Source organism: Aurantimonas sp. Leaf443 (assembly GCF_001425575.1).
Classification (GTDB): domain Bacteria; phylum Pseudomonadota; class Alphaproteobacteria; order Rhizobiales; family Rhizobiaceae; genus Leaf443.
In genome coordinates this window covers 533,603-547,575 of sequence record NZ_LMRD01000006.1, presented here as the reverse complement: position 1 = coordinate 547,575, position 13,973 = coordinate 533,603, and the positions used below count along the sequence as shown (strand labels likewise).

At 69.3% G+C, this 13,973-nt stretch carries 13 protein-coding genes; all 13 read right to left on the bottom strand.

What is annotated here, in order from left to right; all coding sequences use genetic code 11:
- Positions 1-4 precede the first annotated feature (4 nt).
- Positions 5-466: an RpiB/LacA/LacB family sugar-phosphate isomerase gene (locus tag ASG48_RS07220; RefSeq protein ID WP_055847274.1), complete on the bottom strand. Its 462-nt coding sequence runs from the start codon at positions 464-466 to the stop codon at positions 5-7.
- A gap of 16 nt (positions 467-482) precedes the next feature.
- On the bottom strand, positions 483-1,247 hold the full coding sequence (locus ASG48_RS07215; RefSeq protein WP_055847271.1) for a triose-phosphate isomerase: 765 nt from the start codon (positions 1,245-1,247) through the stop codon (positions 483-485).
- On the bottom strand, positions 1,244-2,017 hold the full coding sequence (locus ASG48_RS07210) for a DeoR/GlpR family DNA-binding transcription regulator (RefSeq protein ID WP_055847268.1): 774 nt from the start codon (positions 2,015-2,017) through the stop codon (positions 1,244-1,246). The genes ASG48_RS07215 and ASG48_RS07210 overlap by 4 nt, the downstream gene beginning before the upstream one ends.
- A 295-nt stretch (positions 2,018-2,312) precedes the next feature.
- Positions 2,313-3,206, bottom strand: a complete 894-nt coding sequence (locus ASG48_RS07205) for a DUF1194 domain-containing protein (protein WP_055847265.1) — start codon at positions 3,204-3,206, stop codon at positions 2,313-2,315.
- Positions 3,207-3,291: 85 nt separating this feature from the next.
- Positions 3,292-4,494 (bottom strand): hypothetical protein, encoded by a 1,203-nt coding sequence (locus ASG48_RS07200; protein ID WP_055847262.1) that lies wholly within the window; start codon positions 4,492-4,494, stop codon positions 3,292-3,294.
- A 92-nt stretch (positions 4,495-4,586) separates the two neighbouring features.
- Complete coding sequence (locus tag ASG48_RS07195) at positions 4,587-6,035, bottom strand: aspartate aminotransferase family protein (protein ID WP_055847259.1); 1,449 nt, start codon at positions 6,033-6,035, stop codon at positions 4,587-4,589.
- An 11-nt stretch (positions 6,036-6,046) separates the two neighbouring features.
- On the bottom strand, positions 6,047-7,057 hold the full coding sequence (locus ASG48_RS07190) for an NAD(P)-dependent oxidoreductase (RefSeq protein ID WP_055847256.1): 1,011 nt from the start codon (positions 7,055-7,057) through the stop codon (positions 6,047-6,049).
- Positions 7,054-7,491: a transporter gene (locus ASG48_RS07185; protein ID WP_055847255.1), complete on the bottom strand. Its 438-nt coding sequence runs from the start codon at positions 7,489-7,491 to the stop codon at positions 7,054-7,056. Before ASG48_RS07185 ends, ASG48_RS07190 begins: the two co-directional genes overlap by 4 nt.
- Before the next feature lie 117 nt (positions 7,492-7,608).
- Entirely contained in the window at positions 7,609-9,000 is a 1,392-nt protein-coding gene (locus tag ASG48_RS07180) for an FAD-binding oxidoreductase (protein ID WP_082529296.1), read from the bottom strand.
- On the bottom strand, positions 8,993-10,429 hold the full coding sequence (locus ASG48_RS07175) for a UbiA family prenyltransferase (protein WP_055847254.1): 1,437 nt from the start codon (positions 10,427-10,429) through the stop codon (positions 8,993-8,995). Before ASG48_RS07175 ends, ASG48_RS07180 begins: the two co-directional genes overlap by 8 nt.
- 168 nt (positions 10,430-10,597) lie before the next feature.
- A complete protein-coding gene (locus ASG48_RS07170) occupies positions 10,598-11,698 on the bottom strand; it encodes a helix-turn-helix transcriptional regulator (protein ID WP_055847253.1) in 1,101 nt (366 codons plus the stop codon).
- A 116-nt stretch (positions 11,699-11,814) separates the two neighbouring features.
- Entirely contained in the window at positions 11,815-12,615 is an 801-nt protein-coding gene (locus ASG48_RS07165) for a polysaccharide deacetylase family protein (RefSeq protein ID WP_055847248.1), read from the bottom strand.
- Positions 12,612-13,868: a glycosyltransferase family 4 protein gene (locus ASG48_RS07160; RefSeq protein WP_055847246.1), complete on the bottom strand. Its 1,257-nt coding sequence runs from the start codon at positions 13,866-13,868 to the stop codon at positions 12,612-12,614. The genes ASG48_RS07165 and ASG48_RS07160 overlap by 4 nt, the downstream gene beginning before the upstream one ends.
- Positions 13,869-13,973: the final 105 nt, after the last annotated feature.

The window sequence follows — 13,973 nt, the reverse complement described above, 5'->3', positions numbered from 1 at the left end:
GCCGTCAGGCGCCGTGATATTTCGCGTCGAGGGCGTCGATCGCGTCGACATTGGCGGCCGAACGGCCGTTCGGGTCGTATTCGGCGGCGAGAAAGGCCTCGGCGATGCTCTTGGCGAGTTCCGTGCCGACGACGCGCGCGCCCATCGTGATGATCTGGGCGTTGTTGGAGAGCGCGGCGCGCTCGGCCGAATAGGTGTCGTGGGTCTGCGCGGCGCGGATGCCCGGCACCTTGTTGGCCGAGAGGCAGACGCCGATGCCGGTGCCGCAGCACAGGATGGCGCGGTCGTAGGTGCCGTCGAGCACGCCGTTGGCGACACGCTCGGACAGGTTGGCGTAATATTCTTCCGAGCCCGACGGCGGGGTCGAGACTTCGCTGACCTCGAGCCCGGCCCGGCCGGTCAGGTGCTCGGCGAGCACCTTGGCGAGCGGGGCTCCGGCGCTGTCTCCCGCGATGGCGATCTTCATGGGTTTCTCCCTTTTCTCAGAGGACCTTGGCGCAGCGCGACAGGATGTCGAGATAGCCCTCGATGGTCCAGGCCGAGCGCCCGATGAACAGCCCGTCGATATGCGGGCGCTGGATGAGGTCGGCCGCGTTGCCGGGATTGACGCTGCCGCCGTAGAGGCAGGGCAGCCGGCGCCCGACCATGGCCTGCGACACCTCGATGATGCGCGCCTGACGCTCGTCGGCATAGTCGGGCGAGGCCGGCGTGCCGCCCTCTCCGATCGCCCAGACGGGCTCGTAGGCAAGGAGGATCGGCGCCGCCTTCTGATCGTCCGACAGGCGAGCGAGCGCGCCCTCGACCTCGGCGCGCAGCACCGCGTCGGCGCGGCCCGCCGCCTTGTCCTCGGCGCTCTCGCCGATGCAGATGAGCGGCACGAGCCCGTGGCGCACCGCCGCTTCCGTCTTGCGGCCGACCGTCTCGTCGCTCTCGCCGAAATGCGCGCGCCGCTCCGAATGGCCGAGCTCGACCATGTCGAGCCCGCAATCCTTCAGCATCAGAGGCGAGATCTCGCCGGTCCAGGCGCCCTCGTCGGCCCAGTGCATGGTCTGCGCGCCGACCATGACGTCGGTCCCGGACAGGAGCGCCTTCACCTCGCGCACCGCCGTGAAGGGCGGGATGACGAAGCGCTGGATGCGCGGATCGCCGGACGTGCCCACGAGGCCTTCGGCGAAGCGCCGCGCCTCGGCGAGCGTCTTGTTCATCTTCCAGCTGGTGCCGATCCACACCTGCGTCTTGTCCGTCATGCGTCGCTCTCCTCGGCGAATGTCAGGTTGATCCCCTCCCGGCGCAACGCCTCGGCCCGCTCCGGCCCGAGCGCCGCGGACGTCACGACGGCGTCGAAGACGCCGAGATCGGTGAGGAGATGAAGGGCCGTGCGCCCGAACTTCTGGTGATCGACGAGGAGGTAGCGCCGCGCCGAAGAGGCGATCATCGCCCGCTTGGCCTCCAGAACCTCCTGGTCCTGGTGGAACGCCGTGCGCCCCTCGATCGCCGAACTCGACAGGAGCGAGACATCGGCGCGCAGCGAACGCAGCGCCGCGTCGGTCAGCGTGCCGAAGAAGCCGTTGAACTTGCGCGAATAGGTGCCGCCGAGCGCGATGAGGTCGAAGCCCTGTTCCATCTGCAGGCCCGCGATCACCGCCATGTTGTTGGTGATGACGGTCAGCGGCCGCTTCTCGAGGAGAAAGGGCACGACCATCTGCGAGGTCGAACCGTCGTCGATCATCACGCTCATGCCCGGCTCGACGAACTGCGCCGCCCGCCGCGCGACGGCCCGCTTCTCGTCCGCCGCCACGCGCGCCCGGTAGCGGAAGTCGCTCTCGAACTGCCCGCTCGCCTCGATCGTCGCCCCGCCGCGCACCTTGCGCAACAGGCCCTCCGCCTCGAGGTCGTCGAGATCGCGGTGGATGGTCATCCGCGAGACCGCGCAGTGCTGCGCGAGGCTCTCGAGCGCCACCGTCCCGCTCTCCACGAGCAGGTCGAGGATTTGCCGATGGCGATCCTCCCGCTTCATGTCGCGTGGCTCCCGAACCGGGGCGCCCCTCCTGGCGCCACTTCGTCTTGTAACACCGCGGCTCGGTTTCGCAACAGGAATTCTGTGATATCTAGCCGATGACTTGTGACGCACGCCGGGCCTGGGGCGGCTGTCCTCGTGCCGACATGCATTCGGACACGCCGCACTCGACGCAAAGCGTTCCGCATCCCCTTGCCGGGACCGTCTCCTCGCGGCGAGAAGGCAGCGCGTGGTCGTCTCGGGGTTCCGCAAGAAGGCAAGGCGCCGCCGTGCCGCCGCCGGCGAAGGCGCGATCCTACTGATCGCCCATCCATTTGCGCTGGCGCTCGTTCCAGAGCCGCTCGCCGACGAGGCAGTCGGTCGAGGCGTCGGCCTGGGCGGGCACGATCGCGGGGGCGTCGGCGTCCGGCGCCGTTTCCGGGGGCCAGCCGCCGGCGAGTTCCAGGACGAGCTTGCGACGCACGGCCTCCGGGAACTGCGACCAGTCGTTCACCGGAATCATGAAGGCGCGCGGCCCCCCGATCACGCAGGCCTCGTAATAGCGGTCGAGATGGGGGATCGAGCCCCAGTTCGAATAGCGGTCGCCCGAGGTCATGAGCGGCAGGCCGTTGATGGTGATGCCGCGCGCGATGGCCGCGTCGCGCGCTTCCAGAACGCTGCGGCCCTGGTTGTTGGGCCCGTCGCCGGACAGGTCGATGACCCGCCGGGGCGCGTCGTAGCCGTTGTTCGAGAAGAGCGGCACGACATAGTCGATGGCCGCGGAGATGGAGGTTCGCCGTTCGCGTTCGGGCTCCTCGGTCACCAGCGCGTAGGCGAAGGCGTCGGCGCTCTCCTTCGACGAGATCACGGTCCAGGGCACGACGATCGACTGGGAGAAGGTCCCCGCCCATTCGACATAGGTCACGGCGACCTTGCCGAAACCGCCCTCCATGATCGCCTTCTGCACCTCGGGCGAGCGGAACGCGGCCGCATAGCCCTCGCGCTGGATCTCCTGTTCGGAGCGGTCCATCGACCAGGAGACGTCGACGGCGAGGACCAGTTCGACATCCACCTTCACGCCGCCCTCGCCCGAGCCCGCGCCGAGGGTCCCGAGACCGCGCGGCGTGCCCTGCGCCATGGCCGGCCCGGCGGCCAGAAGCGCGGCCAGGAGGATCGATGCGGCGTGTCGGGACGGACGGACGCTGGACATGGACGCAAGTTCACGATGGGACCTGCATCGTTGCAATTCACAGTTCCGGCACCGGCCGCCCCGGGCCGGTCGCGGTCCACCTGCGTCAGGCGATCGACGCCGCCGTCCCGCGATAATCGAGGCGCGGCTTCCAGGCTTCGAAGAGCACCATCGCGAAGGCGGCGACGAAGAGGAAGTAGACCCGGTCGTCCGGCAGCGGGAAGGTCGCGAACTTGCCGAGGAAGCACAGGACGAGCGCCACCAGCATCATCGTCCCGCGCCGCGACGGCGCCAGTCCGTTCAGCGCCAGCAGGACCCAGCCGCCGGCCAGAAGCAGCATCAGCATCGGCCAGTTGTTGAGACGCAGCGCCACCGAGAGGCCGCGCGCCACACCGCGCAGATAGTCGAGGACGCTGAAGGCCGGGGCGAAGCCGGTCATGTCGTTCTGCAGCTGGATGTTGGAGAAGTAGAAATGCGGCCACCAGCCGGGATGCCCGGCGGCATGGGCGATCGGCCCGTAGAGGAGGAGGGCCGCGACGAAGGCGAGGAGCATCGGCAGGCGGGCGTAGCCGAAAGCGATCGCCGAGAGGAGCAGCGCGAAGAGGAAGATGATCCCGTCCGGCCGCACCAGATACATGGCGAGAAGGAAGGGCACCGAGGCCCAGGGCCGGTTGTGGACGACGAGATAGACCCCGGCGAGGCCGAACACGGCCATGAACAGATCGGGCGTCGCGAGCAGCGCCATGTTGAAGTAGCCGGCCAGGACGAGGACCGGCAGGAACAGGGCGGCCGATTCCGCGAAACCGCCGCGCACCGACCAGTAGAGGACGATCGCGCCGACGCCGAGCGCCGAGAGGGCGCCGATGAGGATCGTGGCCATGACCGGCGAGACGACGTGGTCGAGGAGCCGGATGGCCTGCGTGTAGCCGATCTTCACGCGGTACATGGTGAGCTGGGAGAAGAAGTGCCGCGGGTTCGCCCACAGATCGGCATTGTAGGGATTGCCGGCGCTCAGCGTGTACCATTGCCCGGCGGGCGCCGCCGCGCGGATGCCGCTCCAGGCCGCTTCGTGGAGCGCCACGGGATCGGCGATCCGATCCTCCAGCGACACCGCGATATAGGGACCCATGTCCCAGTTGTATTCCGGCTTCAGGATCGCCGTGGCGGCGGACAGGAGCACCATCGCGCAGAAGAGGCCGATCGACACCGCGCGCATGAGGCGCGGCGTCAGCGCCTCGCGCAGTCCCCGCCCCAGTCGGCGCAGCGCGGGCCCGTCGAACGGGCTGGTCGGGTGATCGGCAAGGCTCATCGGAACGGTTCCCGGCACGCGTGGCAACGGTCCGCGGCACCGCCCGCGGACGAACGGCCCCGCCCGCGAGGCGGGCGGGGCGCAGGCGCCGATCAGGCGATCTGCGACTTCACGAAGTCCTTCACGATGCCGACGATCCCGCGCGACAGAAGCGCGTCCAGCGCGTCGCAGAACTGATCGACATGCGCCTCGCCGCAGATCAGCGGCGGTTCCAGGCGGATGACGTTGCGGTTGTACTCGGTGAAGGCGACGAGGCAGTCGTAGTCGCGCAGGAGAAGCGCGCCGATGAAGCCCGAGAGCGAGCCCTTCAGCTTGTCGTCGAGCAGCGCCACCATCGGGCGCAGGGCCAGCGGCAGGGTGCGCGAGAAGTCGTGGAACTCCAGGCCCACCATCAGGCCGCGCCCGCGCACCTCCTTGATGATCGTCGGATGTTTCTCGGCGATCGTCTGCAGGCGCTCCTTGAGATAGGCGCCCGTCTCCGCGGCATTGCCGATCAGGTCCTCGTCGTAGAGGACGTTCAGCGCCTCGATGGCCGTCACGCAGCCCTCGCCGATGCCGCCGAACGTGGCGAAGGCGTGGATCATGGCCGTCTTCGGCGTGCCATAGGCCTTCATGTAGACGTCGCGCCGGGCGATCATCGCGCCGACCGCCGCCTTGCCGCCGCCGAGCGACTTGGCGAGCGCGGTCACGTCCGGCACCACGCCATGCGCCTCGAAGGCGTAGAACGTGCCCGAGCGCCCGTAGCCGCACTGCACCTCGTCGGCGATCCAGATCACCTTGTGCTTGTCGCAAAGGGCGCGCACGCCCTGCCAGTATTCGGTGGAGGCCTCGATGATGCCGCCGCCGCCCTGGATCGTCTCCAGAACCACGACGCCGATCTCCGGGTCGCTCTCCACGGCGCGGGTCAGCGCCCCGAGGTCGCCGAACGGGACCTTGTAATTGTTTCCGACGAGGCGGAACTCGCCCTTATAGAGCGGCGAGTCCGTGATGGAGAGGACGCCCTTGGTCTTCCCGTGGAAGGAGTTCTCGGCATGCACGAACTTGCAGTTCTTGCGGCCCGAGGCCCGCTCGGCCACTTTCAGCGCCGCTTCCATCGCCTCCGAGCCGGACGAGCCGAGGAAGACCATGTCGAGCTCGCCGGGGCTGACGGCGGCCAGATTCTTGGCGAGCGCCGAGGCGTATTGCGACAGGAAGGCGATGGCGATCTCGTGGCGCTTCTCGTCCTGGAAGCGCTGGCGGGCCGCCACGATCTTCGGGTGGTTGTGGCCGAAGGCGAGCGAGCCGAAGCCGCCGAAGAAGTCGAGGATCTTCCGGCCGTTCTGGTCGATGTAGTACATGCCCTCGGCACGCTCGACCTTGATCTTGTGGAAGCCGAGCAGCTTCATGAAATGGAACTGGCCGGGGTTGATATGGGCCTTGAACAGGTCCGCCATCGTGGCGACGTCGAGGGCCTTGGCCTCCTCGACGGTGAGGAGCGCCGGCTTCACGGGGCCGCGATAGGTGTCGAGCGCGGGGGCTGCGAGGGTGGGACGGTCGAGCATCGGATCTATCCTTATTCGGCCGGCTGGGCGAAGCCGCGCGGAGCGGTCTTGCCGGTGCGCTTGGCGCGGTACTCGCTATAGGCGGCGATCAGCATGTCCTCGTCCCGGTATTTCGGGACCCAGCCGAGCTGGCGGGCGCCCTTGGAGACGTCGAGCACGCATTCCTCGTCGGCGATGAGATACTGCTCGGGGTCCATGATGGGCATGTTCAGCGCGTCGAAGAGATCGAGCGTCTTCTTCACCGCCCAGGCGGGCGTGGGGATCAGCAGCGATTTGGAGCCCGCATGGCGCACGAGGTCGCCGAGAAGCTTCCTCACCGGCGGCGGGTTCAGCGAGCCGAGATTGTAGGCCTCGTTCGGAACGCCCGCCTTCCAGGCGAGGCGCGCGGCCTCGGCACAGTCGAAGACGGAGATGAACTGGTAGGGATTGCGGCCCGACCCGATCATCGGCACCGGCAGGTTGGCGTCGATCAGCTTGAAGAGCTTCTCCAGGATGCCGAGCCGGCCCGGGCCGATGATGAGGCGCGGGCGGAAGAGCGAGATGTTCATGCCCTTCTCGCGCCACTCGGCGGCCAGTTCCTCTGTCTTCAGCTTGGAGAGACCGTATTCGCCGAGCGGGGCGACCGGGTGGTCCTCGGTCATCGGCGTCACCACGGTGTGGCCGTAGATCATGTCGGTGGTGAAGTGGACGAGGTCGCGCGCGCCGGCCCTGTCCATGGCCTCGATGATGTTGACGGTGCCGTGGTAGTTCACGGGGAAGAAGAAGTCGTGGCGCTTGGCGCGCACCTGCAGCGGCGAGAGCATCTTGGCCGAGAGGTTGTAGACCATGTCGCCGGGCGCGATCGGCACGCGGGCGACGGCGTCCCTGTCGGTCACGTCCGTCTGCAGGAACTCGGCGCGGCCGTAATGGGGCAGATCGCTCTTCGCGATGTCGGCGACGACGACCTGTTCGCCGTCTTGGACGAGGCGCTGGGCGAGATGGCGGCCGACGAAGCCGTCGCCGCCGAAAAGGATGTGCTTCACTGGGAGACCTCGTTGGAACGGGCGTTGGAAAGCGCGGCGACGTCCTCTTCGCCGTGGATCGTCGATCCGCCCTGGGCGATGAAGAAGGTGCCGACGCAGATGAGGGCGATGCCGCCGACGCGCATCGCGTTCAGGTCCTCGTGGAAGACGAAATAGGCGATGACGGCGACCGCGACGTAGGCGAGCGACAGGAAGGGATAGGCGTAGGACAGCTCGACCTTGGAGAGCACGAAGAGGTGCGAGGCCATCGAGATCACGAAGGTGCACAGGCCGAGGAACACGAAGGGGCTGAACACGATCTGCAGGATCTTCAGGATCGGATTGACGCCGGCGAAGCTCAGCGGCCCGAGCTGCATCATCCCGTATTTCAGCATCACCTGCGCGGCCGCATTGGTGAAGACCGTGAACAGAATATAAGGGATATACTTTGACATCTTAAGTCCTGCTCTGTCCATTTCCGCGACGTCGGCGCCCCGGCCTGGAGAAACTATGCAGCCCTGGGTTTCCGTTGGCGTTAAACGCGCCGTTCCATTTTCCTCGCGGCAGAAGTTTCAGGCCGCAGAGTAAACGAGACTTGAGCGCGGCGCCGTCGATTGCAGGCCTTCGTTGACGATGTCCGCGCCGGCCTGCGGCAGGGCGAGCGCCGTGCGCTTCCAGAAGTCGGAGACGATCGCCGGGTCGCGCAGGGCTTCGAGCCGGCGCCATTGCGCAAAGCCCGCCGCGAAGGTCTCCTTCGACATGCGCGCGTCCTTGTACGGGTTGACCGCGCCGCCCGCCGCGACCGTGATCGCGTCGAGCTCGGCCAGCATCGCGAGCGTCTTCGCGCCGCGATGGGGAAAGTCGAGCGTCAGCGTGTAGCCGGGTCTCGGGAAACTCGTCAGGCCCGGGCTCGCCGTCTCGCCGAAGCGCTTCAGGACGGTGAGGAACGAGCCCTGCCCGTGCGCCCGCGCGCAGTCGAGGAGCGCGCGCACCCCCTCGCGCGCCGTGGCGAAGGGCAACACGCTCTGATGCTGGTGCAGGCCGCCCGGCCCGTAGAGGCGGTTCCATCGCCCCACCCGGTCCAGAGGGTAGAAGAAGGCGTCGAAGGGCACCGTGCGGCGCGAGACCCCGCGCGGCGCCTTGCGGAAATAGGCTTCGTTGAAGGCGCGAAGGGCAAGGCCCTTCAGCGGGCTCACCGGCGGCACGAAGGGCACGCTCGCCAGGGGCGGACGCGCGACGCCCTCGCGCGGCCCCGTCGCCGCGTGGTCTCCGGCGATGAGATGCCCGCGGCCGAGGGCGGAACCGCGCGAAAGGGAATCGATCCAGGCCACGGCATATTCGTGCCGCTCGTCCGCCTCGGCGGCGAGCTCGAAATAGTCCTCGAGCCTGTCGAAGCGCGTCGTCGTCTCGGCGATCGCCAGGGAGGCGACCTTGAGCAGGCGGATCGTCGCGCTGCGGATGAGGCCCGTGAGGCCCATGCCGGAGATCGTCGCGCGAAAGAGCGGCGCCTCGGCCGCCGGCGAGCATTCCACGAGACCGCGGTCGGAGCGCTCCAGCGTCAGCGCCTCCACCCAGGCGCCGAACGTGCCGCGCCGATGGTGGTTCTTGCCGTGGATGTCGTTGGCGATGGCGCCGCCGAGCGTGACGAACTGCGTGCCCGGCGTCACCGGCAGGAACCAGCCGGAGGGCGCGACATGGGCGGTGATCTCGCTGAGGAGAACGCCCGCCTGCGCCGTCAGCAGGCCGGCCTGCGCATCGAAGGCGAGGATGCGCGCGTCCCCGCGGCTGTCGAGAAGCGTGCCCGCCCGGTTCTGGCAGCTGTCGCCGTAGGAGCGGCCGTTGCCGAAGGGAAGCGCCGAGCCCGCCCCGCGCAGCTGCGACGCATGCGGGAAGGCGCCGGCCGGAACGATCGCCGCGCCGTCCGCGCTGCGCCGGCCCCAGGGCTGCGTCGAGCGCTCAGACATAGGCGGCCAGGAGGAACATCAGGCCGCCGGCCGCGATCATCGCCTGGCTGCGCCAGTCGCGCATGATGAAGACGACCGGGTCCTCGTGCATCTCGTTGCGGCGCGCCAGGATCCAGATGCGCACGATGAGGTAGAGGACGAGCGGGCAGAGCGGCCAGACGAGATAGGGCTCCGAATATTGCTGCGCGACCTCGAAACTGTCGATGTAGAGCGCGAGCACCAGGACCGAGGCGAAGCCCGACGCGATGCCGGCCTGCGCGAGCGTCTCCATGTCGGCGTCCACATAGCCACGCCCGGTCGAGGAGCGCGTCGCGCCGGTGCCGAAATCCTGCAGCTCCGTGAAGCGCTTCACGAGGGCCAGCGACAGGAAGAAGAAGATGGAGAAGGCAAGGAGCCAGAAGGAGATCTCGACCCCGGCCGCGGAGCCGCCGGCGATGATGCGCACCGTGTAGAGCCCGGCGAGCGTCAGGACGTCGATGAGGAGCATGCGCTTCAGGAAGAAGGAATAGGCCGTCGTCGCCACCATGTAGGCGGCCAGGATCGCCCCAAAGCCGGGCGGCAGGAGCAGCGCGATGGCGAAGGCCGAGAGGAACAGGCCGAGCCCGAGCGCCAGGCCGTGCGGGATCGGCACGCGGCCCGAGGCGAAGGGGCGATGGCGCTTGGTGCGGTGGCGCCGGTCCGCGTCGAGATCCAGGAGGTCGTTCAGGATGTAGACGGACGAGGCCGCGAAGGAGAAGGAGAGGAAGGCCAGCACGCAGGCGAAGAGCATGCCGGGATCGAGATATTCCTGCATGAGCACGGTCGGCACGAAGACGAGGACGTTCTTGGCCCACTGGTGCGGGCGCATCGTCTTGGCGAGCGCCTTCAGCTGGCCGGGCGTCTCGTCGATGCGCGCCGAGCCGGTGCGCCCGTGCCAGCGATGCACCGCGCGGTCGGGCGCCACGACGATGGGCTCCACGGCCTTGTCGAGAAGGCAGACGTCCTCGTGGCTGTTGCCGTAATAGTCGAAGCCCTTGTCGCCGCACTCGGCCTCGATGCGGGCGAGCTTGGCCTCTGCGGTGAGGTTGACCGTCTCGCTCGAGGCCATCACCGCGTCGAAGAGACCGAGATGGGCGGCGACGGCGTCGGCGAGGCGTTCGTTGGCGCCAGTCGCCAGCACGATGCGCCGCCCGCGCTCGCGCTCCACGCGCAGCGCCTCCACCACCTCGGTGCGGTAGGGCAGAAGCGCGGCGTCGAACTCCACGCTCTCGGCGAGCCGCGCCTTGAGATAGGCCTTGCCCCTGGCCGTCCAGAACGGCACCCGCGCCATCAGATCCGGCCGCTGGCGCGCCGCCAGGAACAGCGTCTCCCACAGAAGGTCGCTGCGGATCAGCGTTCCGTCGAGATCGACATAGACCGTTCGATCCGCCTGGATCGCCAGGATATCCAACACGTAAGCCTCCGACCGGCCGGGACGGACGCGTCCCTTCGAGGCCCCATTCCTGCGGGGTGCCGGTTTCGCTCCGGTGAACTCGGCCCCGACCGGCGCAACCGATTGGAGACGCGGTGAACGAGATGCTTCGCGGGTGGAGGGAATCGTAACGAAACGGGCCCGCTCTCAGGCCCTGACGAGACGCAGCGGCGCGAGCCGGGCGACGAACTCGGCCTGGCGGCCCGCGCCCGTTTTGGCGAGCACCTTGCGCACCTGCGAGCGCACGGTCTCGACCGAGATCGCGTTGCGGCGCGCGATCTCGGCGATCGACAGGCCGCCGAGAAGCGCGAGCCCCGTGCGCGCCTCCGCCGCCGTCAGGTCGAAGAGCCCGCGCAGCAGCGCGACGTCCGGCATCGGCATCTCGCCGGCCAGCCCCGTCACCACGACGATCGCGCTGGCAAGGCCGAACAGGTCGTTGGCGGCGCGCCGCACGGGCAGAAGATGCAAGACGCAGGGCTCGTTCCCCGCGGCGGCCGGGACCGGCAGCGACCGGATGGCCAGCCCCTCCCCCTCGATGCCCGCCAGCGCCTTCTTCAAGAGGCCCTGCGCCGCCGTGTCGGCCACTTTCAGGTGGTCGAAGGCGCCGATGTCGATCTGGCCGGCGCGCTCCTCGAAGCGCGGATTGGCGGCGACGAGACGACCGCTAGCGGCGATCAGCGCGGCGGGCAGGCCGATGGCGCTCAGCCCATCCACCATGCCGACGGCACGCTGGGTCGTCCAGTTGGCGGCGAGAACGGCGGCGCGCGCCAGATGCGGGCGCAGCCGGTCGAGCCGGTCCACCTCCTCGCGGCTCATCGGCCCGAGCGCATAGCGCCGCTCCAGCGAGACGATGATCGTCGAGCCGTTCGGCGCCTGGATCGCGCTGCCGGCGCCCCAGCCGTAGCCGACCGGCCGCAGGAAATCGCGATAGAGCGGGAAGGACTGCAGCTGCGGCTCGGTGAACGCGTCGTAGTCGCTGACGAAGCCGGCATGGTCGAGCGCGAAGAGCGCCTGGGCCCGGGGGTTGCGCTCCGCCCAGCCCTCTTCGACGAAGCGCCCCCAGAGCGAGGCCATGTTCTCGGACGTGACGGCCCGCGCGTCCGTCCCCTGCAGCGAGATCAGGAGGCCACCCTGGCAGCCGGCATGGAGCGCGACCGCTTCCAGCACGCGAGGCCAGAGCTCCGGCACGACCGCCGCCTCGTAGATCGCGCCGATGATCTCGGCTTCGGCATCGTTCGCTGGGTACATATGAACTCGTCTCCCGGCGCAGGCCCGCCCCGCAGGAAACTTAGAGCCGGGCGTGCGGCAGGTTCCAGAACGATTCCGGGGCAGAGCCGACGCGCTTGCGCCGTCCCGCCTATCTCCTAGGAAGCAACCCCTTCCCGCCGGCTCGAGGTTTGCGAGGGCTGCACCATGCGAGACAGGAGCGTCGCCGCATCGAGGAAATCGACCCGCTCCTGCCGAACGAGGAAGGCGAGCAGCGCCTCCGTCAGCGCCCAGGCCGCCTCGTCGTGCTGGAGATGGTGCGTCAGGAGCCCGATCGGCTCGGCGGTCTCCCAATCGTCGCCGAGCCGGGCCTCGACGAGCATGGCCAGCCGGGCGTCGGCTTCCTCGACCGGGAGGCCGCGCATCGCGCGCCAGTCCATGAGGTCGAGATGCGTGTCGAGGCGCGGATGCGCGGGCGCCCGTTTTTCCCGGAAGGTCGAGAGCGCCGCGATGCCGGCCTCCGCGAGCCGCTCGCAAATGCCCGCGCCGATACGGTTCCAGGGCGGCACGAAGACCGGCAGAAGGTGCTCTCCCGCCAAGTCGTCCAGCCGTTCCAACCCCGCCCGGACTTCCCCGAGCATCGTCTCGACCGGCCGGTGATCGCCGAATTCGGCGCGCTTCTCGCCCTCCGGCGCGTGGTTGAGATGCGCGAAGCCGTGCAGGAGGAGGCGGACCGAGCCGTCCGCCGGCAGGCACCCGACGAGACTCGAGCCCGAACCCTGCGGGATCGCGGCAAGGCTCGAGGGCACGTCGAAACGCGCCCGCAGCGCGAGGAGGCGCGCCAGCGCCGGCGTCGCCACGCGCGCGTCGTCGTCGCGCCACCATACGGCGAGGCGGGCGGGCGAGGCGGACAGGCGCTCGAACGCCGCGCGGCTGCGGGGAAGATCCGGTCCGCTCATGCCGCGCCGGCAACGGCGCGCGACGCGCTCCCTCGGGCAGCCTGCGCGAGAAGCTCCGCCACGCGGTCGATGCCCGGCTCCGGCGAGAACCGTGCCCGCACGCGCGCCTCCCCGGCCTCTCCCAGCCTTTGCCGCAGCGCCGGGTCCACCATCAGCCGCTCGATCGCGCCGCGAAGGGCCGCCGGGTCCTTCTGCGGCACGAGAAGGCCCGTCTTGCCGTCCTCCACGAGTTCGGGAATCGCCGAGACCGCGGTGCTGACGACGGCGAGCCGGTGCGCCTGCGCCTCCATCAGGACGTTCGGAATGCCGTCGCGGTCGCCGGAACGGGCGATGCGCGAGGGCAGGACGAAGGCGTCCGAGCGCGCCAGGAGCCCGAAGACGAAGCGGCGGTCGCGGCTGCCGTGCCAGACGATGCGCTCGCCGATCCCGGCCTTGTCGGCCTGCGCCTTCAGCTTGGCCGTGAGCGGTCCGCCGCCGACATGATCGAGCGTCCAGTCGCGGTCCCGCAGGCCGGCGAGCGCGCGGATGAGGTCGCCATAGCCCTTCTTCTCCACGGTGCGGCCGACCGAGACGAGGCGGAACGGGCGATCTGCGCTCGCATCGCGCTCGGGCGCCAGAACGGCCGAGAGATCGAGCCCGTGATAGACGAGCTCGACGCGCGACGGATCGGGCGCGAGGCTCCGCAGGTGATCGAGATTGACCCTCGTGCAGGTGACGCCGAAGGCCGCCGAGCCGAGCTTCTCGGTCAGTTCCCAGTCCGCGCTCGTCCAGATGTCCTTGGCATGTGCCGAAAAGGACCAGCCGACCTGCAGGATCATCGCGGCGTAGCGGGCGACGGAGGCCGGCGTGTGCAGGTAATGCGTGTGCAGCCAGGCGATGTCGGCGGGCAGTTCGCGGGCGAGGACGCAGGCCTGGCCGAATCGGCGGTGCCGGTTGGCGGTTCGATCGCGGGCGAGATCGGCCTCGAAGGCCGCATGGGCCGCCGCAAAGCCCGGTTGCGCTTCGGCGAAGGCGCGGCCGGCCCGCACGCGAGCCGGGTCGTCCTTCAGATATTCCGGCAGGTACAGGAGTTCGGCCTCGATGGCGCGGTGCACGGGGTGGACCTGGCCCTCCTGCGGCTGGCGCAGCGAGACGATCAGCTGCTCGATCCCGCGCTCCTCGAGCCCGCGGATCTCCTGCGCGATAAAGGTTTCGGACAGGCGCGGATACCCTTTGACGAGGGTCGCGACCCGCCCGGCGACGCGTTTCTGCAAGGGTCTCGACGCCTCCCGGCCCTGCGGCGCGAAAGCCGCCGCCGGCCCGGTTTAACGGAGGCCGCGGGCCGGAGGCAAGGCGGGCCCGGCCGGCGCGCGAGGGCC

What these genes read in the sequence shown, in the direction of transcription:
- ASG48_RS07220 (WP_055847274.1), bottom strand. Translation starts at nt 466, where the DNA reads ATGAAGATCGCCATCGCGGGAGACAGCGCCGGAGCCCCGCTCGCCAAG.
- ASG48_RS07215 (WP_055847271.1), bottom strand. Translation starts at nt 1,247, where the DNA reads ATGACGGACAAGACGCAGGTGTGGATCGGCACCAGCTGGAAGATGAAC.
- ASG48_RS07210 (WP_055847268.1), bottom strand. Translation starts at nt 2,017, where the DNA reads ATGAAGCGGGAGGATCGCCATCGGCAAATCCTCGACCTGCTCGTGGAG.
- ASG48_RS07205 (WP_055847265.1), bottom strand. Translation starts at nt 3,206, where the DNA reads ATGTCCAGCGTCCGTCCGTCCCGACACGCCGCATCGATCCTCCTGGCC.
- ASG48_RS07200 (WP_055847262.1), bottom strand. Translation starts at nt 4,494, where the DNA reads ATGAGCCTTGCCGATCACCCGACCAGCCCGTTCGACGGGCCCGCGCTG.
- ASG48_RS07195 (WP_055847259.1), bottom strand. Translation starts at nt 6,035, where the DNA reads ATGCTCGACCGTCCCACCCTCGCAGCCCCCGCGCTCGACACCTATCGC.
- ASG48_RS07185 (WP_055847255.1), bottom strand. Translation starts at nt 7,491, where the DNA reads ATGTCAAAGTATATCCCTTATATTCTGTTCACGGTCTTCACCAATGCG.
- ASG48_RS07180 (WP_082529296.1), bottom strand. Translation starts at nt 9,000, where the DNA reads ATGTCTGAGCGCTCGACGCAGCCCTGGGGCCGGCGCAGCGCGGACGGC.
- ASG48_RS07170 (WP_055847253.1), bottom strand. Translation starts at nt 11,698, where the DNA reads ATGTACCCAGCGAACGATGCCGAAGCCGAGATCATCGGCGCGATCTAC.
- ASG48_RS07165 (WP_055847248.1), bottom strand. Translation starts at nt 12,615, where the DNA reads ATGAGCGGACCGGATCTTCCCCGCAGCCGCGCGGCGTTCGAGCGCCTG.